Annotated in this window: 20 protein-coding genes; 14 read left to right on the top strand and 6 right to left on the bottom strand. The window is 62.4% G+C overall.

What is annotated here, in order from left to right; all coding sequences use genetic code 11:
• Window positions 1-83 precede the first annotated feature (83 nt).
• Both rbsK and ACRQ5Q_RS30620 read right to left on the bottom strand, forming a co-directional pair.
• Window positions 84-992, bottom strand: coding sequence for a ribokinase (gene rbsK / locus ACRQ5Q_RS30625; protein ID WP_439393683.1), 909 nt, complete (start codon window positions 990-992; stop codon window positions 84-86).
• On the bottom strand, window positions 993-1886 hold the full coding sequence (locus ACRQ5Q_RS30620; RefSeq protein ID WP_283020814.1) for a sugar kinase: 894 nt from the start codon (window positions 1884-1886) through the stop codon (window positions 993-995).
• A gap of 204 nt (window positions 1887-2090) precedes the next feature.
• Between ACRQ5Q_RS30620 and ACRQ5Q_RS30615 the strand changes: the two genes are divergently transcribed.
• The 10 genes from ACRQ5Q_RS30615 to ACRQ5Q_RS30570 all read left to right on the top strand — a co-directional run bounded on the left by ACRQ5Q_RS30615 (window position 2091) and on the right by ACRQ5Q_RS30570 (window position 12526).
• Window positions 2091-2939, top strand: coding sequence for a VOC family protein (locus ACRQ5Q_RS30615; RefSeq protein ID WP_439393681.1), 849 nt, complete (start codon window positions 2091-2093; stop codon window positions 2937-2939).
• A gap of 195 nt (window positions 2940-3134) precedes the next feature.
• Window positions 3135-3842 carry a TetR family transcriptional regulator gene (locus ACRQ5Q_RS30610; protein WP_439393679.1) on the top strand — a complete coding sequence of 236 codons (708 nt, stop codon included), beginning with the start codon at window positions 3135-3137 and terminating at the stop codon, window positions 3840-3842.
• Window positions 3843-4121: 279 nt separating this feature from the next.
• Window positions 4122-4931 (top strand): ABC transporter permease, encoded by an 810-nt coding sequence (locus tag ACRQ5Q_RS30605; protein ID WP_439393675.1) that lies wholly within the window; start codon window positions 4122-4124, stop codon window positions 4929-4931.
• A gap of 57 nt (window positions 4932-4988) precedes the next feature.
• The gene (locus ACRQ5Q_RS30600; RefSeq protein WP_439374100.1) at window positions 4989-5981 is read left to right on the top strand and encodes an ABC transporter substrate-binding protein; all 993 of its coding nucleotides are present in this window, start codon (window positions 4989-4991) and stop codon (window positions 5979-5981) included.
• A complete protein-coding gene (locus tag ACRQ5Q_RS30595; RefSeq protein ID WP_439374101.1) occupies window positions 5978-6823 on the top strand; it encodes an ABC transporter ATP-binding protein in 846 nt (281 codons plus the stop codon). The genes ACRQ5Q_RS30600 and ACRQ5Q_RS30595 overlap by 4 nt, the downstream gene beginning before the upstream one ends.
• A 235-nt stretch (window positions 6824-7058) precedes the next feature.
• Window positions 7059-8456 (top strand): hypothetical protein, encoded by a 1398-nt coding sequence (locus ACRQ5Q_RS30590; protein ID WP_439393673.1) that lies wholly within the window; start codon window positions 7059-7061, stop codon window positions 8454-8456.
• A complete protein-coding gene (locus ACRQ5Q_RS30585; protein ID WP_439393671.1) occupies window positions 8453-9604 on the top strand; it encodes a Gfo/Idh/MocA family protein in 1152 nt (383 codons plus the stop codon). The genes ACRQ5Q_RS30590 and ACRQ5Q_RS30585 overlap by 4 nt, the downstream gene beginning before the upstream one ends.
• 128 nt (window positions 9605-9732) lie before the next feature.
• Window positions 9733-10923 carry a dihydrodipicolinate synthase family protein gene (locus ACRQ5Q_RS30580; protein ID WP_439393669.1) on the top strand — a complete coding sequence of 397 codons (1191 nt, stop codon included), beginning with the start codon at window positions 9733-9735 and terminating at the stop codon, window positions 10921-10923.
• The gene (locus tag ACRQ5Q_RS30575) at window positions 10923-11786 is read left to right on the top strand and encodes a sugar phosphate isomerase/epimerase family protein (RefSeq protein WP_439393667.1); all 864 of its coding nucleotides are present in this window, start codon (window positions 10923-10925) and stop codon (window positions 11784-11786) included. The genes ACRQ5Q_RS30580 and ACRQ5Q_RS30575 overlap by 1 nt, the downstream gene beginning before the upstream one ends.
• A gap of 530 nt (window positions 11787-12316) precedes the next feature.
• Window positions 12317-12526 (top strand): hypothetical protein, encoded by a 210-nt coding sequence (locus ACRQ5Q_RS30570; protein WP_439374106.1) that lies wholly within the window; start codon window positions 12317-12319, stop codon window positions 12524-12526.
• Between the two features lie 42 nt (window positions 12527-12568).
• Here the strand turns inward: ACRQ5Q_RS30570 and ACRQ5Q_RS30565 are convergent, their stop codons facing one another.
• Both ACRQ5Q_RS30565 and ACRQ5Q_RS30560 read right to left on the bottom strand, forming a co-directional pair.
• Window positions 12569-13150: a tetratricopeptide repeat protein gene (locus ACRQ5Q_RS30565; protein ID WP_439393665.1), complete on the bottom strand. Its 582-nt coding sequence runs from the start codon at window positions 13148-13150 to the stop codon at window positions 12569-12571.
• A gap of 46 nt (window positions 13151-13196) precedes the next feature.
• On the bottom strand, window positions 13197-14795 hold the full coding sequence (locus tag ACRQ5Q_RS30560) for a hypothetical protein (protein WP_439393663.1): 1599 nt from the start codon (window positions 14793-14795) through the stop codon (window positions 13197-13199).
• A 426-nt stretch (window positions 14796-15221) separates the two neighbouring features.
• On the opposite strand from ACRQ5Q_RS30560, the gene ACRQ5Q_RS30555 reads away from it, so the two are divergent.
• Entirely contained in the window at window positions 15222-16079 is an 858-nt protein-coding gene (locus ACRQ5Q_RS30555; protein ID WP_439374109.1) for an HD domain-containing protein, read from the top strand.
• Window positions 16080-16262: 183 nt separating this feature from the next.
• Here the strand turns inward: ACRQ5Q_RS30555 and ACRQ5Q_RS30550 are convergent, their stop codons facing one another.
• On the bottom strand, window positions 16263-16784 hold the full coding sequence (locus tag ACRQ5Q_RS30550) for a Cache 3/Cache 2 fusion domain-containing protein (protein ID WP_439374110.1): 522 nt from the start codon (window positions 16782-16784) through the stop codon (window positions 16263-16265).
• Between the two features lie 711 nt (window positions 16785-17495).
• Here ACRQ5Q_RS30550 and ACRQ5Q_RS30545 point away from each other — a divergent pair.
• From ACRQ5Q_RS30545 to ACRQ5Q_RS30535, 3 genes are all read left to right on the top strand, one after another.
• Window positions 17496-18062 carry a hypothetical protein gene (locus tag ACRQ5Q_RS30545; RefSeq protein ID WP_439374111.1) on the top strand — a complete coding sequence of 189 codons (567 nt, stop codon included), beginning with the start codon at window positions 17496-17498 and terminating at the stop codon, window positions 18060-18062.
• 255 nt (window positions 18063-18317) lie between these two features.
• Window positions 18318-18506: a hypothetical protein gene (locus tag ACRQ5Q_RS30540; protein WP_439374112.1), complete on the top strand. Its 189-nt coding sequence runs from the start codon at window positions 18318-18320 to the stop codon at window positions 18504-18506.
• 122 nt (window positions 18507-18628) lie between these two features.
• A complete protein-coding gene (locus ACRQ5Q_RS30535; RefSeq protein WP_439393661.1) occupies window positions 18629-18814 on the top strand; it encodes a hypothetical protein in 186 nt (61 codons plus the stop codon).
• Window positions 18815-19139: 325 nt separating this feature from the next.
• Here the strand turns inward: ACRQ5Q_RS30535 and ACRQ5Q_RS30530 are convergent, their stop codons facing one another.
• A complete protein-coding gene (locus ACRQ5Q_RS30530; protein ID WP_439393659.1) occupies window positions 19140-20549 on the bottom strand; it encodes a GGDEF domain-containing protein in 1410 nt (469 codons plus the stop codon).
• Window positions 20550-20591 lie beyond the last annotated feature (42 nt).

Here is a 20591-nt window from a genome sequence, read left to right as displayed (position 1 = left end):
AAGTCGAATGCCTGGAGACTCCCCCCTCGGCCGGAATTTGCGTCCGCAAATTCCGGCCTCTCGCCGCACGCGGGGAGAGGCGTCTACATCGCCGCCGCCACCTCGGCGGCCGTCGGCATCGACGGCCCGGCGCCCATGCGCTGCACGCTGATCGAGGCTGCGGCGTTGGCGAAGGTCAGCGCGTCACGCAATTGCGTGCCCTCGGCGAGCTGCGCCGCCAGCGCGCCCACGAAACAGTCGCCGGCGCCGGTGGTGTCGACCACCTTCACAGCGCGGCCGGGCACGGAAATCTCCTCGCGCCCCGCCAGCGCCAGCACGCCGCGCTTGCCGAGCGTGATGCAGATGGTCTGGTCCGCGCGCGCCTGGAGTTGTCGCGCGACACCGATGATGGGCGCGGCCTCGTCGCTCTCGGACAGCTCCACGCCGGCGAGGAAGCCGAGCTCGGTCTCGTTCAAAACGAGGATGTCGACCAGTGCGAGCAGCTCGCTCGACATCTTCTGCGCCGGCGCCGGGTTGAGCACGGTCACGGCGCCCGCCTCGCGCGCGCGACGAAAGAACGCGGCGATCGTCGGCAGCGGGATCTCGAACTGGCTGACCGCGACGTCGCCTTTGAGCAGCGGCACGACGCTGACGTCATCCTTGCCGACCAGCGCATTGCTGCCGGGAATGACGACGATGGTGTTGTCGGCGTCCGCCACCGTGATGATGGCGGTGCCGGTGTGGGCCTCCGCCGTCTGCTGGACATAGCCGAGGTCGATGCCCTGGGCGCCGAGGAATGCCTTCAGCTCGGCCCCGAAGGGATCCTTGCCCAGCCGTCCGATCAGCGTCGTCGGCGCGCCGAGCCGCGATGCCGCCACCGCCTGGTTCGCGCCCTTGCCGCCCGGAAAATAAAGCACCTGCCGCCCGGCGACGGTTTCGCCGACGCGCGGGTGGCGATCGGCCGTCGCCACCACGTCCATGTTGATGCTGCCGGCGACGAAGACGCGCCCCATCTAGACCCTGACCTCGAACTCGTGCCTGACCTTGGCGATGTCGACAAGCGTCGGCAGACCCGCCTCGTTGCCGAGGCGCTGGATCTTGAAGGTCGAGGCGGCGCGGGCGAAATCGAAATGCTCGCGCCAGCTTTTGCCGGGATGGGCGAGGTAGGAATAGACATAGGCGCCGTGGAAGACGTCGCCGGCGCCGTTGGTGTCGATCACGCGCTCGCGCGGGATCGGCATGGCCGGCATGGTCTCGACCGCCCCGGTCTCGTTGTACCAGAGCAGGCCCTTCTCACCCATGGTGACGCCGCCGATCTTGCAGCCGCGGCTCTTCAAATAGTCCAGCATCTTCTCCGGCGTGAGGTCCATCTGCTCGCACAGCCGCTCGGCGACGATGGCGACGTCGATGAACTCGAGCAGCTCATGCGTGTTGGTGCGCAAGCCCCCGCCGTCGAGCGAGGTCAGGATGCCGGCCTCGCGGCACACCTTGGCGTAGTGGATCGCCGCATCGGGCTGGTGCCCGTCGACATGCAGCGCGCGGCAGCCGCCCAGATTGAGCATCGGGAAGGGGTGAATGTGGTGGTCGTCGCGGCAGCGGACGATGGCGCGCTTGCCGTCCTTGGGCATGATGAAGGACAGCGAGGACTGGTTCACCTTGCGCGCATGCAGCGAGATCGCGTATTTCGCGCACATGTCCTGGAACATGCGTCCCAGCCAGTCATTGGCGGCGGTGGCGATCAGATCCGGCACGATGCCGAGCTTGGCGCAGCAGAACGCCGCGGTCACCGCATTGCCGCCGAAGGACACCGCGTAGTCCGAGGCGACGTGCTTCTCGTCGCCGGTCGGCATGTGGTCGGTGATGAAAACGACGTCGATATAGGTCTGTCCGATAAAGAGAGCCTGCATTGGTTGTCCGTGATGCGCTGGGTGGTCCCGACCGGCGGTTTACCTTAGCACCGCTTCGGCGGGAGCCAAAATATTCGCAAAGTCATGGCGATAGAGGCTTGAGGTCGGCCTGGGGGCGGAATACGACCGTGGCTGGGCGAGCTGCCCGGGCAGAGCCAACGACCTCGCCGGCATTTCGGTTCCGGCCCGTTGCGGAGGGGGAACATGATCACCGGCCTCGATCACATCGTCGTTCTGGTCAGGGATATCGGTGCGGCGACGGCGGCCTATCAGACGCTGCTCGCCCGTGCGCCGGCCTGGCGCAACTCGGGCGAGGGCGCCGACCGCGTGCTGTTCACTCTCGAGAACATGACGATCGAGTTGATGGCGCCGAGCGGCTTCAGCGTCACCGCCGACCGCATGCGCGCGCTGCTCGACGACCAGGAGGGTGTGCTCGCCAGCCTGTGCTTTCGTGTCGCTGACATGGCCAGGACGCACCGCCGGTTGGAGCGGGTGGCCTTGAGGCCCGATCCGGTCGCCGAGGTCGAAAGCAGCGATGCCGCGACCGATGCCGTCCTGCACTGGAAGCGCACGCGGGCCGCCACCGAGCTCACGCGCGGCGTGCGCATGTTCTTCCTCGAGCTTGCCGAGGAGCGGCCCAAATCGATCGCGACCGATTTCGCGCCGATCGACGGGCTCGACCATGTCGTGATCACCACCGAGGATTCCGAGCGCGCCGCCGCGCTCTATGGCGCGCGGCTCGGGCTCGATCTCGCGCTCGATCGCTCGCACCAGGATTGGGGCCAGCTGATGTTCTTCCGCTGCGGCGACCTCATCGTCGAGGTGGTGCGCCGCCCCGTCGCCGGGGGCGACGCGGCGCACGACCGGCTCTGGGGGCTGAGCTGGCGCATCGCCGACATCGATGCCACCCGCGCCCGCCTGATTGCTGCCGGGCTCGACGTCAGCGAGGTGCGCAACGGCCGCAAGCCGGGCACGCGGATCATGACGGTCAGGAACGGTACGTGCGGGATACAGACCGTGCTGCTGGAGCGCTCGCCGAAGCCGGTGGAGTGAGGGGGCACCGTTCTCTCCTCGTCATTGCGAGAAGCCCTTGCGACGAGGCAATCCAGACTGTTTCCGCGGTAGCAGTCTGGATTGCTTTGCGGCGCTCGCAATGACGGTCTTGAAGCAGGTGCCTGCCTCTCTCCTATGCGGCGGGCCGCTCGCATGATAAAGGCGAGCTAGGCGGCCACCCAGCGAGCACCCGGTTTGGCACAGGCAAAGCGAACTCTGAAATGGCAGCGCGACCCCGAGGGGATGCGGCTGCGCATTCTCGAAGCCGCCAAGCAGGAGTTTTCCGCCCACGGGCTCGCCGGCGCCCGCGTCGACCGCATCGCGGCCAAGGCCGGCGCCAACAAGCGCATGCTGTACTACCACGTCGGCAACAAGGACGAGCTCTATCTGGCGGTGCTCGAAGGCGCCTATGACAAGATTCGGAGCGAGGAGCGCGGGCTCGATCTCGAGCATCTCGATCCGCCCGAGGCGATCCGCCGCCTGATCGAGTTCACCTGGAATTACTTCCTGCGCAATCCGGAATTCCTGTCGCTGCTGCAGACCGAGAACCTCGCGCGCGCAAAGCACCTGAAGAAATCGACCAAGGTCAAGTCGATGCATTCGCCCTTCGTCGAGATGATCCGAACCGTGGTGCGGCGCGGCGTCGACAGCGGCGACTTCCAGGTCGCGGTCGATCCTGTGCAGCTCTACATATCCATCGCGGCGCTCAGCTTCTTCTATCTCTCCAACTCGGCGACGCTGAGCGTGATCTTCGGCCGCGATCTGCTGGACAAGAAGGCGAAAAACGAGCGGTTGGCGCACATGTCCGGCCTCGTGCTCGCCGCGCTGACCGGGCGCTCGGCCGAGCTGTTCGAGATCGCCAAGGCTCCGACGTCGCGTAGCGCGGTGGTGCAGACGGTGTAGCCCACGGCCCGGATGGAACACAATCCGGGTTACGACGCGCTGATCCCGCATCTTGCTCCGTCATTGCGAGCGTAGCGAAGCAATCCAGAATCTTTCCGCAGCGGCAGTCTGGATTTGCTTCGCTGCGCTCGCAATGACGAGGTGGCGCGCGCCCCCGACGCAGCCTCGCCGCCACAAACGCCCGGGAACCGCCCAAAACGTCACAGGGAATTCTCTGGACAGTATTTATCCAACGGGTTAATTTCTCCACACAACGAAGAAGACTGCCGGGAGTGAAAATTGGCCGAGCCGAAGCCACAGAATGCGATCTCCAAATTGCTGAATGCGGCCTGGGTTCGGCCCTTCTTGTTCCTCGTCTTCATCGTCGTGGCCTGGGATCTCGCGATCCGGCTGTTCAGGATCCCCGCCTACCAGATCCCGTCGCCGGGCGATGTTCTCGCCGTGCTGCGCACCGAATGGCCGGAACTGCTGCGTCAGTCCTGGCTGACCACCTATGCGACCGTCTGCGGCTTCCTGCTGTCGGCGCTGTTCGGCATTCCCGTCGCGATGCTGATCGCGGGCTCGAAGACGGTCGAGAGCTACATCTATCCGCTGCTGGTGTTTTCCCAATCCGTGCCGAAGATCGCGATCGCGCCGCTGTTCGTGGTGTGGTTCGGCTTCGGCATCATTCCCAAAGTCATTTCAGCCTTCCTGCTCGGCTTCTTCCCGGTGGTCGTCTCGGCCGTGCAGGGCTTCAAATCGGTCGACCCCGACATGGTCGATCTCGCCCGCGCCATGCAGGGCAGCCGCCTGCAGGTGTTCCGCGCCGTGAACCTGCCGCATGCGCTGCCGGCGATCTTCTCAGGCCTCAAAGTCTCGGTGACGCTCGCCGTCGTCGGCGCCGTCGTTGGCGAGTTCGTGGGCTCCAATTCCGGCATCGGCTACGTCATGCAGCGCTCGATCGGCACCTTCGACCTGCCGACGATGTTCGCGGCCCTCGTGATCCTGGCGCTGCTGGGCGTGATCCTGTTCTGGATCGTGGACCGGATCGAGAAGCTGGTCATTCCCTGGCATGTCAGCCAGCGCGAAGACGTGACTTTCGCCTCTTGAGCTCAGGCATCGATCGGCCACCAACGGCCGACGCAACAACGAACAGGGAGAGTGACGATGAGGAAGTGGATTGGGGCTGCATCCGTGGTGCTGATGGCGTTTGCCGCCGTGCCGGCGCAGGCTGCCGACAAGGTCGTGCTGATGCTGAACTGGTACGTCTACGGCGAGCACGCGCCGTTCTATTATGGCAAGGCCAAGGGCATCTACGCGGCCGAAGGCATCGACCTCGAGATCCAGGAAGGCCGCGGCTCGGCCGCGACCACCCAGGCGGTGGCCGCCAAGACCGCCGATTTCGGCTATGTCGACGTGCCCACCATGATGCGCGCCGCCATCAAGGGCGCGCCGGTGGTTGCGACCGGGGTGCTGCTGCAGACTTCACCGATGTCCGCGATGGGCTTCGTCGACAAGAACATCAGGAAACCCGAGGACATCAAGGGCAAGACGGTGGCGATCACGCCCGCGGACTCCATGACCCAGATCTGGCCGCTGTTCCTGAAGAAGACCGGCCTGAAGGAGAGCGATTTCCAGACGGTGGCCGGCGACGGTCAGACCAAGCTCAACGCCGTCATCAACGGCCAGGCCGATCTCCTGCTCGGCTACGTCATGGACCAGTCGATGAAGATCAAGGATGCCACCGGCAAAGACGTCTATCCGATCAAGTTTGCCGACTACGGGATCAACATGGTCTCCTCGGGCATCATCGCCAACGCCGACTATGTGAAGGCCAATGCCGATCTCGTCCGCCGCTTCATGTCGGCGACGACCAAGGCGGTCGAGGCCGCCGAGAAGGAGCCCAAGGCGGCGGCGCAATCGATTCTCGATGCCAACCCCAAGGGCGGCAAGATCGACACGCTGACCCAGGGCTTTGAGCTGACGATTCCGCTCTACCGGACCGCGGAGACGAAGGCCAAGCGGCCGTTCCAGGTCACCGACCAGAACATGAGCGAGACGGTCAATCTGCTGGTCGAATATGGCGGGCTCGACGCCAAGGCCAAGGAGAACCCGAAGGCCTTCTACACCAACGACTATCTGCCGAAGAGTGGCTCGTGAAGCTGCCGGCGATCGTGAGCGAAACCGTACAGCCGGCCGCGCATCTGAGACTGGTGCGCGACCGGGCCGGCGGCGCGTCGGGCATCAAGCTGTCCGGCGTGTCGAAGACCTACCGGACGCGCGACGGCGACGTGCCCTCGCTGCGGCCGCTCGACTTCCACATCAATGACGGCGAGTTCTTCGTCGTGGTCGGCCCTTCCGGCTGCGGCAAGTCCACGCTGCTCAAGCTGATCTCGGGCCTGTTGCCGCCGACGTCGGGCGAAATCCTGGTCGAGGGCGAGAAGGTGACGACGCCGCACGGCAATGTCGGCATCGTGTTCCAGAACGCGCTGCTGCTGCCCTGGCGCAATATCCTCAACAACGTGATGCTGCCGATCGACATGAAGCGGCTGCCGCGGCAGGAATATCTCGATCGCGCCAGGTCGCTGTTGAAGCTGGTCGGGCTCGAAGGATTCGAGAAGAAGCTGCCCTGGCAGCTCTCCGGCGGCATGCAGCAGCGTGCCTCGATCTGCCGCGCCTTGGTACACGATCCCAGGATCATGCTGATGGACGAGCCGTTCGGCGCACTCGATGCGTTGACGCGCGAGCGCATGAATGTCGAATTGATGCGGATCCAGCGCGAGACCAAGAAGACGGTGCTGCTGATCACGCACTCGATTCCCGAGGCCGTGTTCCTCGCCGACCGCGTGCTGGTCATGACCGAGCGGCCCGGCGCGGTCGCCGCGATCTACGACGTGCCGCTGCCGCGCCCGCGTTCGCTCGACGTGATGGCCGATCCTGTCTTCACCGAGCTCGTGCAGCGCATCCGCAAGCACTTCTTCTCGCAAGGTGCATTGGATTAGAGTTGATGAGAGTCACCTTGGCAACCGCACGAACGGTGCGCTCCCTTCCCCGCTTGCGGGGGAGGGCTGGAGAGAGAGTAACTCCACTCGCGAGGACCCCCCAGAGGAGAAAACCCTCACCGGGCGCGGGACGATGCTTCGCATCGCCCGGAACGCGCCGACCTCTCCCGCAAGCGGGAGAGGTGCACTGCCTGCGCCGCTGCACCAGCGTTACTAACGATCATTCGGGTGCATCATGCCCCCGCGCCTGAAGCTGCGAGACGTCGCCTTCTTCGAACGAGCCGTGCAGTTCGCGCGGCCGTTCCGCTTTGGCGCGATCACGATCAACGCGACGCCGCAGCTGTTCGTGCGGGTCGAGATCGAGGTCGAGGGCAGGGGGACCGCGATCGGCGCCAGCGCCGAACTGCTGGTGCCGAAATGGTTCGACAAGCGGCCGGAGCTGTCGCCGGCGCAGACGGTCGATGGCCTGCGGCGGTCGCTGGAGATTGCGCGCGGGCTTTATCTGGCGCGGACCGGATTTCTGGCGGCGTTCGATCTGCATGCCTCGTGCATCGGTGCCCAGATCGCGACATGTGGCAAGAAGAACATTCCGGCGCTTGCCGCAGCCTATGGCCCTGCCGAGATCGACAAGGCGATCCTCGATGCGCTGCTGCGCGCCGCCGGGACCAGTTTCTTTGATGGGATGGCCGGCAACATCGCCGGGATCGATGCGCGGCTGTCGCCCGATCTGAAGGACGCGGATCCCCCGGCGTTCCTGGCGGGCCGCAAGCCGCTGTCGCGCGTCGCGATCCGGCATACCGTCGGCCTCGACGACATCGTCGAAGGCAAGGGCGGCGTCGCCGACCCACATGAGAATGCCGGGGCACGTTATTTCAAGCTGAAGCTGGCGGGCGAACCCGCAGCCGATGCGGCGCGGCTGGCACGGATCGGCAAGGAACTCGATGCGCTCGGGCGCGACTACAAGGTGACGCTCGACGCCAACGAGCAGTACGCCGATCTCGCTGCGCTGCAGGCGCTGATGGACCGGATCGCGCGTGATGCCGCATTGCGTCCGATCGCCTCTCGCCTGCTCTACGTCGAACAGCCGATGCCGCGCGATATCACGCGGCAATCGCCGCTGGGGTCGCTGGCGGCGCACGGCTTCATCATCGACGAGGCCGACGATTCCTACGATGCATTCCCCGCAGCGCGTGCGCTCGGCTATCGCGGCATCTCGTCAAAATCCTGCAAGGGCCTCTACAAGTCCATCGTCAACGCGACGCGCGCAGCCAAATGGCGCGCCGACGGCGCGCGGTACTTCGTCGCGGGCGAGGACCTGACCTGCCAGGCCGGCCTTGCCGTGCAGCAGGATCTCGCGCTCGGCGCCTTCATCGGCGTCACGCACGCCGAGCGCAACGGCCACCACTATGTCGACGGCTTCGGCGAGACGCCGGTCGCCGAGGCCCGAGCCTTCGCCGCCGCGCATCCCGACCTCTACGCCGATGCCGGGCAGGGCGTTCGCCTCAACATTCACAACGGCGATCTCCTGACGGGATCGCTCAACACAGTGGGCTTTGCGACGTCGGTCCATCCGGACTGGTCGGCGCTTCGTCCGCTGGAACAGCCAAATTCACTTCAGGAGCAATTGACATGACCACCCAACGTCTCGGTCTCATCATGAACGGCGTCACCGGCCGCATGGGGCTCAACCAGCATCTGATCCGCTCGATCGTCGCGATCCGCGACCAGGGCGGCGTTCGCCTCAAGAACGGCGACCGCGTCATGCCCGATCCGATGCTGGTCGGCCGCAGCGCCGAGAAGGTCGAAGCGCTGGCGAAGCGCTACAACATCACGCGCTGGACCACCGATCTCGATGCCGCGCTCGCCGACAGGAACGACACCATGTTCTTCGACGCCGCGACCACGCAGGCGCGCCCCGGTCTGCTGACCCAGGCCATCAATGCGGGCAAGCACGTCTATTGCGAGAAGCCGATCGCGACCAATTTCGAGGACGCCGTCGAGGTCGTGAAGCTCGCCAATGCCAAAGGCGTCAAGCACGGCACCGTGCAGGACAAGCTGTTCCTGCCGGGGTTGAAGAAGATCGCCTTCCTGCGCGACTCCGGCTTCTTCGGCCGCATCCTGTCGGTGCGCGGCGAATTCGGCTATTGGGTGTTCGAAGGCGGCTGGCAGGAGGCGCAGCGGCCGTCCTGGAACTATCGCGACGAGGACGGCGGCGGCATCATCCTCGACATGGTCTGCCACTGGCGCTACGTGCTCGACAATCTCTTCGGCAATGTCCAGAGCGTGGTCTGCATCGGCAACACCGACATTCCCGAGCGGTTCGACGAGCAAGGCAAGAGGTACAAGGCGACCGCCGATGACTCGGCTTACGCGACGTTCCAACTCGAGGGCGGCATCATCGCCCACATCAACATGTCCTGGGTGACGCGCGTCTACCGCGATGACCTCGTCACCTTCCAGGTCGACGGCACGCTCGGCTCGGCGGTCGCGGGCCTTTCCGACTGCATGATCCAGGCGCGACAGGCGACCCCGAGGCCGGTGTGGAATCCCGACGAGAAGCGGCTGCACGATTTCTACGGCGACTGGCATAAGCTGCCCGACAACGTCACCTACGACAACGGCTTCAAGGAACAGTGGGAGATGTTCATCCGTCACGTCTACGAGGATGCGCCCTACAAGTTCACGCTGCTCGAAGGCGCCAAGGGCGTGCAGCTCGCCGAATGCGCGCTGAAGAGCTGGAAGGAGCGGCGCTGGATCGACGTCGCCCCGATCAAGGTCTGAGGTCGAGAGAGCCCGAATGTCAGTTGAGCCGTCATTGCGAGCGAAGCGAAGCATAGAGTCTTCCGCTGGGGAAGGCTGGATTGCTTCGTCGCTTTGCTCCTCGCAATGACGAGGAGAGGTCTGAAGTCATGAACAAGCCCGTCCAAACCATGTCGTCGTTATCCCTGAAGCTGCCGAAGGCCGATCGCTCGATCGAGACCTACCGGCTCGCGGCCTCGCGCACGTTCCCGGCAAGGCTCGAGGGATCGTTGAACCGCATCGCCTTCTCGGCCGTGCACACCGTGGCCGATCCCTTCGCGGACAACGATCCCTGGCTCTCGGTCGCCGTCGACTGGGACAAGACCATCGCCTTTCGCGAGCACGTCTGGGACCTCGGCCTCGGCGTTGCCGAAGCCATGGACACCGCGCAGCGGGGCATGGGGCTGGACTGGCCGACCTCGCTGGAACTGATCACGCGTTCGGTCAGCGCCGCCAGGCGGCGCAATGCGCTGGTGTTCTCGGGCGCCGGCACGGACCATCTCGCGGTCGAGGACGCCAAAAACCTCGACGACGTGATCCGCGCCTATGAGGAGCAGATCTCGGCCGTCGAGAAGGTCGGCGGCCGTATCATCCTGATGGCTTCGCGCGCCCTCGCCAAACTCGGCCGCAACGCCGACGACTACGCGAAAGTCTATGACCGCGTGCTCTCGCAGGTCCGCGAGCCCGTCATCATCCACTGGCTCGGCGACATGTTCGACCCGGCGCTGACGGGCTATTGGGGCACGAAAGATCTCGACAAGGCGATGGACGCGGCCGTCGCCATCATCAACGGTAACGCCGGCAAGGTCGACGGCGTCAAAGTCTCGCTGCTCGACAAGCAGCGCGAGATCGACATGCGCAGGCGTCTCGACAAGCGCATCAGGATGTACACCGGCGACGACTTCAACTACGCGGAACTGATTGCCGGTGACGAGCAGGGTTTCTCGCACGCGCTGCTCGGCATCTTCGACGCCATAGCGCCGGCAGCGTCCTACGCACTGTCGCGGCTTGCGGTCGGCGACGAGGCCGGCTTCCACGACGTGCTCGGGCCGACGGTGCCGCTGTCGCGTCACATCTTCAAGGCACCGACGAGGTTCTACAAGACCGGCGTCGTCTTCATGGCGTATCTCAACGGCCACCAGGACCATTTCACCATGGTCGGGGGACAGGAGAGCACGCGCTCCACGTTGCATCTGGCCGAGCTGTTCCGTCTCGCCGACAGGGCCGGCCTGCTCGCCGATCCCGAGTTCGCGACGCAGCGGATGAAGACCGTGCTCGCCACCCACGGGATCGAATCCTGATGCGCGATTTCTCGTCCGACCACCGCTGGCTGTCGCTGAACACGGCGACCGTCCGCCAGCAGGGTAACCTCGTCGAGATCATCGATGCCTGCGCGAGGCACGGCATCCGCGCCATCGATCCCTGGCGCGACCAAGTCGCCGCCGTCGGTCTCGACCGCGCTGCACGTGCGGTGCGCGATGCCGCCCTCGATCTCTCCGGCTATTGCCGCGGCGGCATGTTCACCTCCGACGCCACGCGCCGGGCCGAGGTGCGCGACGATAACCGCCGCTGCGTCGATGAAGCCAAGGCGCTGGGCGCGCCGTGCATCGTCCTCGTCGTCGGCGGCCTGCCGCAATATTCGCGGCCCGGCAGTGGGGCCTCAAAGGATATCGCGGCGGCGCGCGGGCAGGTCGAGGAGGCTCTCGCCGACATGCTCGACTACGCCAAACAGGCAAAGCTGCCGCTGGCCATCGAACCCTTGCATCCGGCCTATGCGGCGGACCGTGCCTGCGTGAACACCACAAAACAGGCGCTCGACATCTGCGATCGGCTCGACCCCGGCCGCACCGGCGTGCTCGGCGTCGCGCTCGACGTCTATCACATCTGGTGGGATCCGGAGCTGATGGGCCAGATCGCGCGTGCCGGCAACGATCGCCTGCTCGCCTTCCATGTCTGCGACTGGCTGGTGCCGACCAGGGACATCCTCAACGACCGCGGCATGATGGGTGACGGCGTCATCGACATCAAGTCGGTGCGTCAAGCCGTCGAAGCGCAGGGCTTTGCCGGCTATTCGGAGATCGAGATCTTTTCCAACGAGTGGTGGGGCAAGCCGATCGACGAGGTGCTGCGCACCTGCATCGCGCGCCACCGGACGGTGGTGTAGAGCTACCGCGCGTGCAGCCCGTGGCCGGTCGATGACGCTTGCGAAGCAGCAAGCTGGTGGGAGTACCACCAATGATGAGGTGGACGGCCATCAGCTTTCAGGCAGAATATCATCATTCCGATGCCGCAGCCTCGCCACAGTCTGTGCCAGATCGGATGTGGTAATCAGTGGCATCAACGATCAGCACGCTCGGCGGATGTACCCATGCATGTTGATCTTGAATGGCCCCGACGTGCAACCGTCGGGGCCATTGCTGTGATCGGCGTGACGAGGCTGCCAGCTTTACCGAAGGCACCGGCGTGCTTTGTTGCGGCGAAAGATCGCCAGGGACGATCCTGCAATTCGATGCGCCGGGCCACACTGGTTCGAGGTCGAATTCTGTCGGGCTCGGCTGTTCGGTGAAAAGTCAGACGATTGCGCTATCATCGATCCTCCGTCAAACACCGGGCTATCACTCGTCAATTCGATCTGCGAAGCTGTGCACGACACAAATGCGCTTGCAAACAAGCAAGCGTGAGGGGAGGTTCGCAGTGGATAAAGTGCGACGCTTGCGTGCGATGAGCTCACTGTGCCGTCAGCAGGCCGCGTACAACAGCATGAACAAGTGGCAGCTGCTCGCAGAAGCCGAATACTGGGATCATCTGGCCGAACTTGCGTTGTCCTCTCACTTCCAGCAATGCAACGCCATTGTCTCGAATGAGGTAGAGCAGCCTCAACCGATCACAGACGCGAAGTGCTGAGCGGAAGCCGTGCGCCCAAATTCCGACGCGGCCGATCTGCCCTCAATGTGCAGCGAGCGTTCTGTATGCCCCGATGGCGCGCTTGAGATCGTCATATTCCTGGCAAGGAAGAAGGAGGCAGAGATTTTCCAATGCAGCCAGATGTTGCTCAGCTTTGGTGGGCTCGCCTAGCACCAGATAAGCCTCGCCAAGATGCTCGTGCGCGCTGCGGTGACGCGGATTCAGCATGAGCGCCCGCTGATAGTGTCCAATAGCCGGCCCGAGTTGGCGCAAGCGTCGATAGGAATAACCAAGGTAGTTCTGGATATCGGCATTGAGCGGGTCACGCAGGGCGGCGCGCATGAACGATGCAATGGCCCCGTTCCAGTCCGCAGCGGCGAGCGCCCTCTTGCCCGCCTTGAAATCGGGATCGAGCTCCACCCATTCAGCATCCGCCGCCACCGGTGCCATCGTGGTGCAGATCGGCCAGGCTTCGGGCGTGACTGCGTTCGTGCCTTTGCCGGTGGTCTCGCTGAACAGCTGTATAATCCCCCATTCCGTCCGGGCATTCCCGTAGACGGCGAAACAGGCGAGAAGCCCACCGAGCACCGTCGCCGCAGCGATTGCCGGGATCAGCGTTGTCATCCCTACATTGACGGCGCTCTTTGGCATGGGGCGGACTGCCGAAGCATCATTGTCGTGAAGTGCCCACGGTGTCGTTCCGCAGTTGTGCTTTGGCTTCGCGGATTTCCTGCCGCTCCGTGTCGGCGTTCCTGGCGAGCTCCATCAGCTTGCTGTAATACTCGGTCGACTTCCGACGGTCGCCGGAGCGGTCGGCAGCGCGCGCGGCGCCCCAGAATGCGCGGAAGCGATTGGGAGTTTGCTTGAGTGCGGTCTCATACTCGTTCAGTGCGGCTGTCGACTGTCCCACCTCGAGGAGCAGTTCCGCCAACAGTTCGCGCAACGGAAAGAGGCGGTTCTCCATGGCCACGTGTTTGACACTGCCGTCTTCGCTGTCGGCGGCTGCCCGCATCAACTTGAGGGCCCGCTCGTGGTCGCCTTCCTTCAGTGCGACCCACGCGGAAACCGCAAGCATTTGCTCTTCGGTGCGTTCGGCCCAGTAGGACTGGTCCGCCCCCTGCAGCGTCGTGCGCAACACCTTCATCTCCTCGATCTCTTTATTGGCGCCGGCGATATCGCCGACACGCGCCATGCCGAGGCCGCGCGTGAAGCGGATCAACGAATCCGCCATCGGATATTTGGTCGGCGTCATCGCCAAGGCGGCAGCGCCGGCCCAGTCGGCACGCTCCAAGACATAGCGCGCCGGCATGGCGGCCTTGGCAGTGAAATTGACGAAGTTGATCGGTCGGTCGCCGCGATCGGCGGTGGCCAGCGACCTTTTGATCATCGCGTCGGCTTTGGCGTCTTGCGCGAGCTGCAGATGCGCATACACCGTGAAGTCCGATGCGTGATAGTAGTCGGGCTGAATCTCAAGCGCTGAGGCGTTTGAGGCGATGGATTCCTCCCAGAGCCCGACCATGGAATAGATGTGAGACGGCATGTGCCGCGCATGCGGGACCGCCGGAGCGATGCCGGCGTAGCGACGGGCCGACGCAATGCCCTTTTCGGCAAGCGGAGCAAAATCGTAGGCGTGAATGAGGTAATGCGTCACACCCGGATGTTGAGGGTTGTCTTCGAACAGGCTTTCCAGAAGTGCCGCGGATTTCAGCTGGTTGCTGTACGAGAGGTCGTTCTTCTTCGCTGAAGCTTGTAGCGTGAGCGCGTAGTACGCCTTCGCCTCGTAGTCGTCTGGATAGGTTTGCACCAGGCGCTCCATCGCAGCATTGTAGGCCGTCAGACGGGCATCAACGGGAACCTTGTTGTAGTCGCGGAAATAGGCGCTCAACGCCTCGATCCAGTCCCGCTCGCGCGGAGTCTTCGCTCCGACCGACCGTGCCTTTTCAAGTGCATCCCAGGCCGCTTGTGCCTCGACATTTGATGGCGTGGTCGCAAGCGTGTTGCCAAGGAGGTCCATCGCCACACCCCAATATGCCATGGCGCAGCCGGGATCTTGTTGCAGGATCGCTTCGAATTTCCGGCGCGCGATCAGGAACCAATATGAATGCAGCATGGCGACGCCGCGGTCGAACTCGCCTTGTACGGCGGGATCGCAGGAGGTGGGGAATGTCACCTTACCGAGGTGCTGGTCTTGCTGACCAATTGCGCCGCTCGTGATGGCAGCACCCAGCAGGGTTATCGCAAAAGATATCTTTATCGAGTGAGTCCTCATCTAACTCTCCGCTCCAGAATGCACGCGGTGACGTGCGTGACCCGCCGCGTGCAAAGTTGCGACAAAGACCAAGCCCAGGGAGGCGTATTGCTGAATTGGTTGAACTCGCTCGGAGCTTACTACACGCGCCAGCTCCTTAATAGGACAGGGAAATTTCCGTTATCGGACGCGTGGCTGACTTGTGCTCTTGTGCTCGCACTGTCCACTTCCGAAGGTTAGGCGGAATAGCCTCGTGGAGGTACCGAGGGCAGCCGTTGGGCACCAAGCGGAAGTCGCCACTGCGCACACGCGTAGTCCGGCGTCGCTGCTGTTGATCTAACTCAATTGTTACCCATCCTTTGGCTTCACACCACTACGATCGTCCTCTCCGTCCCGATCCTGCAGAAGGCCTCCTGAAGGTTCGGCGACCAAAGTGAGAGATTGCTCATGATAACAATCCCGGAACTGACGTCCCAGGCGCTCGGTGCGTTCCTGATCTCGGAGACAAGAGGTCGCTTCGGCTCGTCCCACGCCAGCTTGCCGGAATTGCTGCCCTATGCAGCAAAGCTGGCCTTGGAATGTATTGGTAACAGCGATGCACTCTACCACAACGTCGAGCACACCCTGTTGGTCACGCTGGTGGGGCACGACATCCTGATCGGGCGCTCCCTTCTTAGGCCAACGACGGCTAGCGACTATGCTCACTTCATCCTGGCGTGCCTGCTTCACGACATTGGCTACGTTCGGGGAATAGTTCACGGAGACCAGGACGGTGCCTATGTGGTCGATGGTACCGGGCGAACGGTCGAGTTACCGATCGGCTCCTCCGATGCAGCGCTTGCGCCCTATCATGTCGACCGCTCAAAATTATTCGCCGTGGAGCGCCTTGACCCAGTTGACGAAATTGACGCCGCTCGCGTTGCACAAACCATCGAATACACTCGTTTTCCCTATGCAGACGCATCAGCAAACGAACTCAAGGATGATCTTGACGAAGAGGAAGGTTTGTTGCTTCGCGCCGCCGACCTGATCGGTCAGCTCGGCGATCCGAACTACATGAAGAAATCAAATGCGCTGTTCTACGAGTTCCAGGAGATAGGACTCAACAAATCGCTCGGATACACCACGCCCGCGGACGTGGTGTATAAATACCCTCAGTTTTACTGGACGAAGGTCGCACCGCACATCCAAACTGCCATCCGCTATTTGAATGTAACCTCCAGCGGAAGACAATGGATCAGCAGTCTCTATGGCAATGTCCTTCGCGCTGAGCGAGAGGTCGGACTTTCTGGTCCGGAGCTATAGGCGAATACCGTGACTTCAGGTTGATCCCGTTCAATTCTCCGACGACCCGAGGCAGACATTCCGCAAGTCCCGGGAAGCGCGAACCCAGAATTGTAGTCACCGATCCAATCGTTTCGTGCCCTCACCCCGCGCCAAGCGCGATTGGCATGGACGTTGAGGCAGTGGCGGCGCGACGGACGGCATCTACTTCAAATAGCCAACGTAGTAGATGCCGACCACGTTTTGCGAGGCATCCCGGATAGGCTTGTAGCCCGTGACATAGGGCTTGCCGAGGATGTCGACCTCGCCATAGAACGCTTCGCCCTTCCTGATGGACTCGATCGCCTTGCCCTTGGGATCCAAAATGGTTCCGATCGCTCGGGAGCCATCATCTTTCTTCACGTTAGTCGCGACCCGAACATACTCGTCACCGCTTCTGACGAATATTGTGGCCGTGCCCTGCGCTTTCCTCACGACCTCGTCGACCAGGTCGAAACTATTGTTCATCTTTGCCGAACCAAAATAAATGACGGGTACCTCCTTGCCTGCAACGGGTTCAGTACCCTCGACCCTTGGCGGACCAAGCTGGGCCGCGATCGACACCAAGAGGTCCATCGCCGCCTTGATTCTCGGGTCTTGAGGTTCGCTTGGCTGAGCGAAAACTGACGTGGTCCAGGTGAGACACGCGGCGGCAAACATGCGGATTGCGGTTTGCTTGAGTTGCATGAGGTCTCCTCCTTCCCTGGACAGGCAGCGATACCTCTGGATGACTCGGATCTGGGGCTCTTGCGCACAAAGTGCGTCGTCAGTTCGCATTGCGAGCCGCATTGCGACTCATACAAACGTATCCGCTACCGATGTGAACCTTGCGGGAATCTCAACTCCCTTCAGATATCTCCGTTTGTTCAGCGCACGGATCGCAAAGTTCAGGCGATGAGGCAAAAAGTCGCGCCCGAGGTAAAGGCGGTTGGAGATGAGTCAGCGCTTCTAACGCGAAGGGCAGCCGTTGGCCCGACTGCGAAGTTCGGTAGGGCCTCCAAGAAAGGTCCGCTTGCCAGGGTAGACGATCGACAAGAGTCAGATTGCGCATGCGTGGTCGGTCAGCACAGCTGACGATAAGCGCCGTGCGTTGCGGGCCTGACGGCTGACATCCGCCACGCTCCATGCTACGATGCGGCTCGCTTCGGATCATGCGGTCATGCCTTGGTGTTGACCGTTTATCAGCATTGGCTGAGCCGGTTCACCAAGAACCGCATGAACCAACGATCGAAGCGACAATCGCTGCATACTTCGTCGGTTTGAGACGGAGCATCGTTAGGGCTTGTCGCGTTGGCGTTCAGCCGACGCACAACTCGACTCTAGCAAGGAAACATTTCCAACTTGGCGGCAGCTCACCGCAGAGCCTTGAAGCCGCCTTTTGATTCCAGGGAGGGATCCATGAAGTGTATTTACCCGAGCATAGTCGATACACCCGCCGCAGCCTGGAGGTTTGCGAAAACAACGGCATTTGTCACAGCGCTCGTGGCCATCGCCCCGGCGGCTGTTCAGAGTGAACCGATTGAGAAGAAGGGTACAACCCCCTATGTAACGCACTTCATATTTAGGCCGTTGATGACGATTGATACTGCCGAACTTGGCAAGGCCACCACGCTGGAGGCGATCGGAACAACCCAAAACATGAAGGGAGAGAAGATGCTGGACAAGATGTCCGCGCGTTGCGTGGCGCTGAACGTCTCATCCGGTGAGAAGAAATACATTGATGGAGCCTGCGTGCTGGCCGACAGCGACGGTGACAAGATTTTCTCGACCTTCGATACTCGGGACCTCGACAAATCCCAGCCAAAGATGGACTGTGGAACCCATATCATCACCGGCGGTACCGGCAAGTATAAGGGGATCACTGGGAGCGAGCCATTTGCGTGTATTACTATGCCTGCGCTGGCTGGCTCCGGCGACTATTTTGCAATGGACATCCCGCACAACACGTCGTGGGAGATCAAATGATCCTGACCTCGATGTCGCCTTAACGCTGGTTATCGATAGCGGCGTCAATCACTGAAAGACAGCCTGGCCAACAGCCGGGCTCTTTTTTCCGCAGATGCTCATCAGCGTCGAAGCCCCGGTGATCGGAATTCTCGACATGACACGGCCAACTAAACCGATCGTGACGTCAGTCACAGAAATTCGGGTTTGGGTTGGCGTACCCCCTTTTCTACCGTTGAGGAATGGTCCTCACCGAGAGGCTACAGGGGAATGATCATGCGGGAGCTCGACAATGCGCGTGAGATCGAGATCAGCCAGTTGCACCAAGTGAGCGGCGGAGCCAGCCTTTCGTACGGTAAACCCGAGATCGTTTACACGCCGCAGAAGCCGGACGGCACAGCCCAGTTCAGGACTGGTGATCCGGATGAGGGTGGGCAGTTCCACTTTCAGTTGCGATTGGCATAGCGAAAATCTCCCTCTTGCGCTCGCACGATATCGGCCGGACACGGTCAAATTGAACATTGCACACTGAAGTGTAGCAAGGCTTGAGGATGGAATCTTCGGCAATTGCAAAGAGGAGAGTGATCATGACGAAGTCGAACAACGAAATGTGTGAGTTGAGCAACGACGAACTCGAAGGCGCGTGCGGCGGAAACCAGATCTCGATCGTAACCAAGCTCCCGAATTATCAGGGCCCAAAACTCCATGTGCCGGGGTCAATCGCTCAAGGTGATACCCTCGACAACACCCTGACATTCGATCAGCTGCCGTAATCCGGGGCCGTCTCTCCAACGATTGGTGGGACAAGCCGATCGATGAGGTGCTTCGCACCTGTATCGCGCGGCACCGAAGCGTGGTTTAGGATCATGACTCGAGCAACGCCAAAGACGCGGCGCCTGCGTGGCTGCCCCTTGGGATGAGGTCGTCGGCCCATGCCAGACCCCTCATGGCGCACCGCGTGCCGTCTCGAACCACAAGGCGGACGTTCGCCAGTTCCATGGCCGATGCGTTGGAGATGCCGTCGCTGGCCGAGTCAAACCCGAATGGTGCGCCCTCTCGAACGCGGGACCACCAAAGCGCCCGGATGAACGATGGCACCTACGCGACAATCACACGATTGCGACCTTCATGTTTTGCGCGATAGAGCCGCTGATCGGCGACGCTCAGGAATCCGTCAAGCGTGTCTCCATCGCGCCCGAACTCCGATACCCCGACACTGATGGTGACGCCGACCGACGGTTGGGCTCCAACGTCGAATGCAGCGCCTTCGATGGCCGATCGAAGGCGCTCCGCTACAGTGCAAGCCGTGTCGAGCGTTGCCCCCGGCAGCAACACCATGAACTCTTCGCCGCCCACGCGCGCGACGGAGTCGTAAGGGCGGATCGCCTCCAGGCACTTGCGCACGAATACGCGCAGGACCTCATCGCCGACACTGTGACCACGCGAATCATTGATATCCTTGAAATGGTCGAGGTCGAGCGACAGCAGGGATAGTGGAGCACCGGTTCGCTTGGCGCGCGCGATCTCGGCGCCGATATGTTCGATGAAGTGGCGCCGATTTCCGACACCGGTCAGCGGGTCGGTGGCAGCTAGGCGTTCCAACCTTTGATTGCTCAGCTGCACTTGCTGTAGTGCCCTTTGAGTGTCTGCCATCGACGCGGCCAGGCGGGCCGCCATTTCTTCCTGGCTATAGATGGTCGAGAATGATTGCGTCGTTCGGAAAGCCTGGACAACGCCATAGCTGAGCAGGAAGAAGCCGCCAGCAAAGATCGCGTGGGCGAGCCACCACATATGATTCCACGGCCCCGCCAGAATGAATGCAAGCGACGATAGCGCAAACCACGCGACCGAAATGCCGAAAACAAGCATGAGCGGCGAATGAATCCGTCGCATGAGCATGGCCGCGACGTTCAGCGTACTGAACACCAGCGCGCCGCCCTCCATGGACAAGCGTACCGCCGGGTGTCCGGCAAAGGGGGAGTAGGCGATCACGGCGACGGCTATGTCCATCATCAGGAACAGGCCAATCCACATCAGCCATGCGCGCGCATCCGAACGCTTCTCGACCTTGTCTGACGGCTGGTTGTAGCTGAGCAGCCCAACGAGGAGCAGAATCGACATCGCGAGACGCGACGCCGGTCCATAGAGCAGAAACAGCCATATGTTGCGGTGTGCCATCCCGGTGAAGGCGCCGTGCGGCGCATAGATCAGCACGAAGCCGAGAAAACCCAGCGTCAACCAGCGCAATAGAGGTTCGCCTGAAGACCGGTAGCAACGCCATGTCACATAGGTGACGAACAGCCCTTCGAGGGTGGCAACGGCGATCGCGAATTCGTGGAACAGGTGATTTTCGAATTTTAGCGTGTGATCCTGCTGGAAATACAGGTAGGCGATGAACAGGGCGGGCATCAGGGCGAAGGCGATGAGGAGAAGGCTCATATACGCCTGTGTGATCAGCCGGAGCGCGTTGGGCGGCTCAGATACCGCAAGATCGGTGCTCATATGCATAGACCGTCTCCCATGGTGATACCTGCAGTCGTTTCATGGACC

The organism is Bradyrhizobium sp. PMVTL-01 (assembly GCF_051861855.1).
GTDB lineage: Bacteria > Pseudomonadota > Alphaproteobacteria > Rhizobiales > Xanthobacteraceae > Bradyrhizobium.
This window is presented reverse-complemented; position numbering and strand designations above follow the sequence as displayed.

Bases quoted from the DNA above. Each gene is read 5' to 3' on its own strand.
- rbsK (WP_439393683.1), bottom strand. From the start codon at position 992: ATGGGGCGCGTCTTCGTCGCCGGCAGCATCAACATGGACGTGGTGGCG.
- ACRQ5Q_RS30620 (WP_283020814.1), bottom strand. From the start codon at position 1,886: ATGCAGGCTCTCTTTATCGGACAGACCTATATCGACGTCGTTTTCATC.
- ACRQ5Q_RS30615 (WP_439393681.1), top strand. From the start codon at position 2,091: ATGATCACCGGCCTCGATCACATCGTCGTTCTGGTCAGGGATATCGGT.
- ACRQ5Q_RS30600 (WP_439374100.1), top strand. From the start codon at position 4,989: ATGAGGAAGTGGATTGGGGCTGCATCCGTGGTGCTGATGGCGTTTGCC.
- ACRQ5Q_RS30590 (WP_439393673.1), top strand. From the start codon at position 7,059: ATGCCCCCGCGCCTGAAGCTGCGAGACGTCGCCTTCTTCGAACGAGCC.
- ACRQ5Q_RS30585 (WP_439393671.1), top strand. From the start codon at position 8,453: ATGACCACCCAACGTCTCGGTCTCATCATGAACGGCGTCACCGGCCGC.
- ACRQ5Q_RS30580 (WP_439393669.1), top strand. From the start codon at position 9,733: ATGAACAAGCCCGTCCAAACCATGTCGTCGTTATCCCTGAAGCTGCCG.
- ACRQ5Q_RS30575 (WP_439393667.1), top strand. From the start codon at position 10,923: ATGCGCGATTTCTCGTCCGACCACCGCTGGCTGTCGCTGAACACGGCG.
- ACRQ5Q_RS30565 (WP_439393665.1), bottom strand. From the start codon at position 13,150: ATGACAACGCTGATCCCGGCAATCGCTGCGGCGACGGTGCTCGGTGGG.
- ACRQ5Q_RS30560 (WP_439393663.1), bottom strand. From the start codon at position 14,795: ATGAGGACTCACTCGATAAAGATATCTTTTGCGATAACCCTGCTGGGT.
- ACRQ5Q_RS30555 (WP_439374109.1), top strand. From the start codon at position 15,222: ATGATAACAATCCCGGAACTGACGTCCCAGGCGCTCGGTGCGTTCCTG.
- ACRQ5Q_RS30550 (WP_439374110.1), bottom strand. From the start codon at position 16,784: ATGCAACTCAAGCAAACCGCAATCCGCATGTTTGCCGCCGCGTGTCTC.
- ACRQ5Q_RS30545 (WP_439374111.1), top strand. From the start codon at position 17,496: ATGAAGTGTATTTACCCGAGCATAGTCGATACACCCGCCGCAGCCTGG.
- ACRQ5Q_RS30540 (WP_439374112.1), top strand. From the start codon at position 18,318: ATGCGGGAGCTCGACAATGCGCGTGAGATCGAGATCAGCCAGTTGCAC.
- ACRQ5Q_RS30535 (WP_439393661.1), top strand. From the start codon at position 18,629: ATGACGAAGTCGAACAACGAAATGTGTGAGTTGAGCAACGACGAACTC.
- ACRQ5Q_RS30530 (WP_439393659.1), bottom strand. From the start codon at position 20,549: ATGCATATGAGCACCGATCTTGCGGTATCTGAGCCGCCCAACGCGCTC.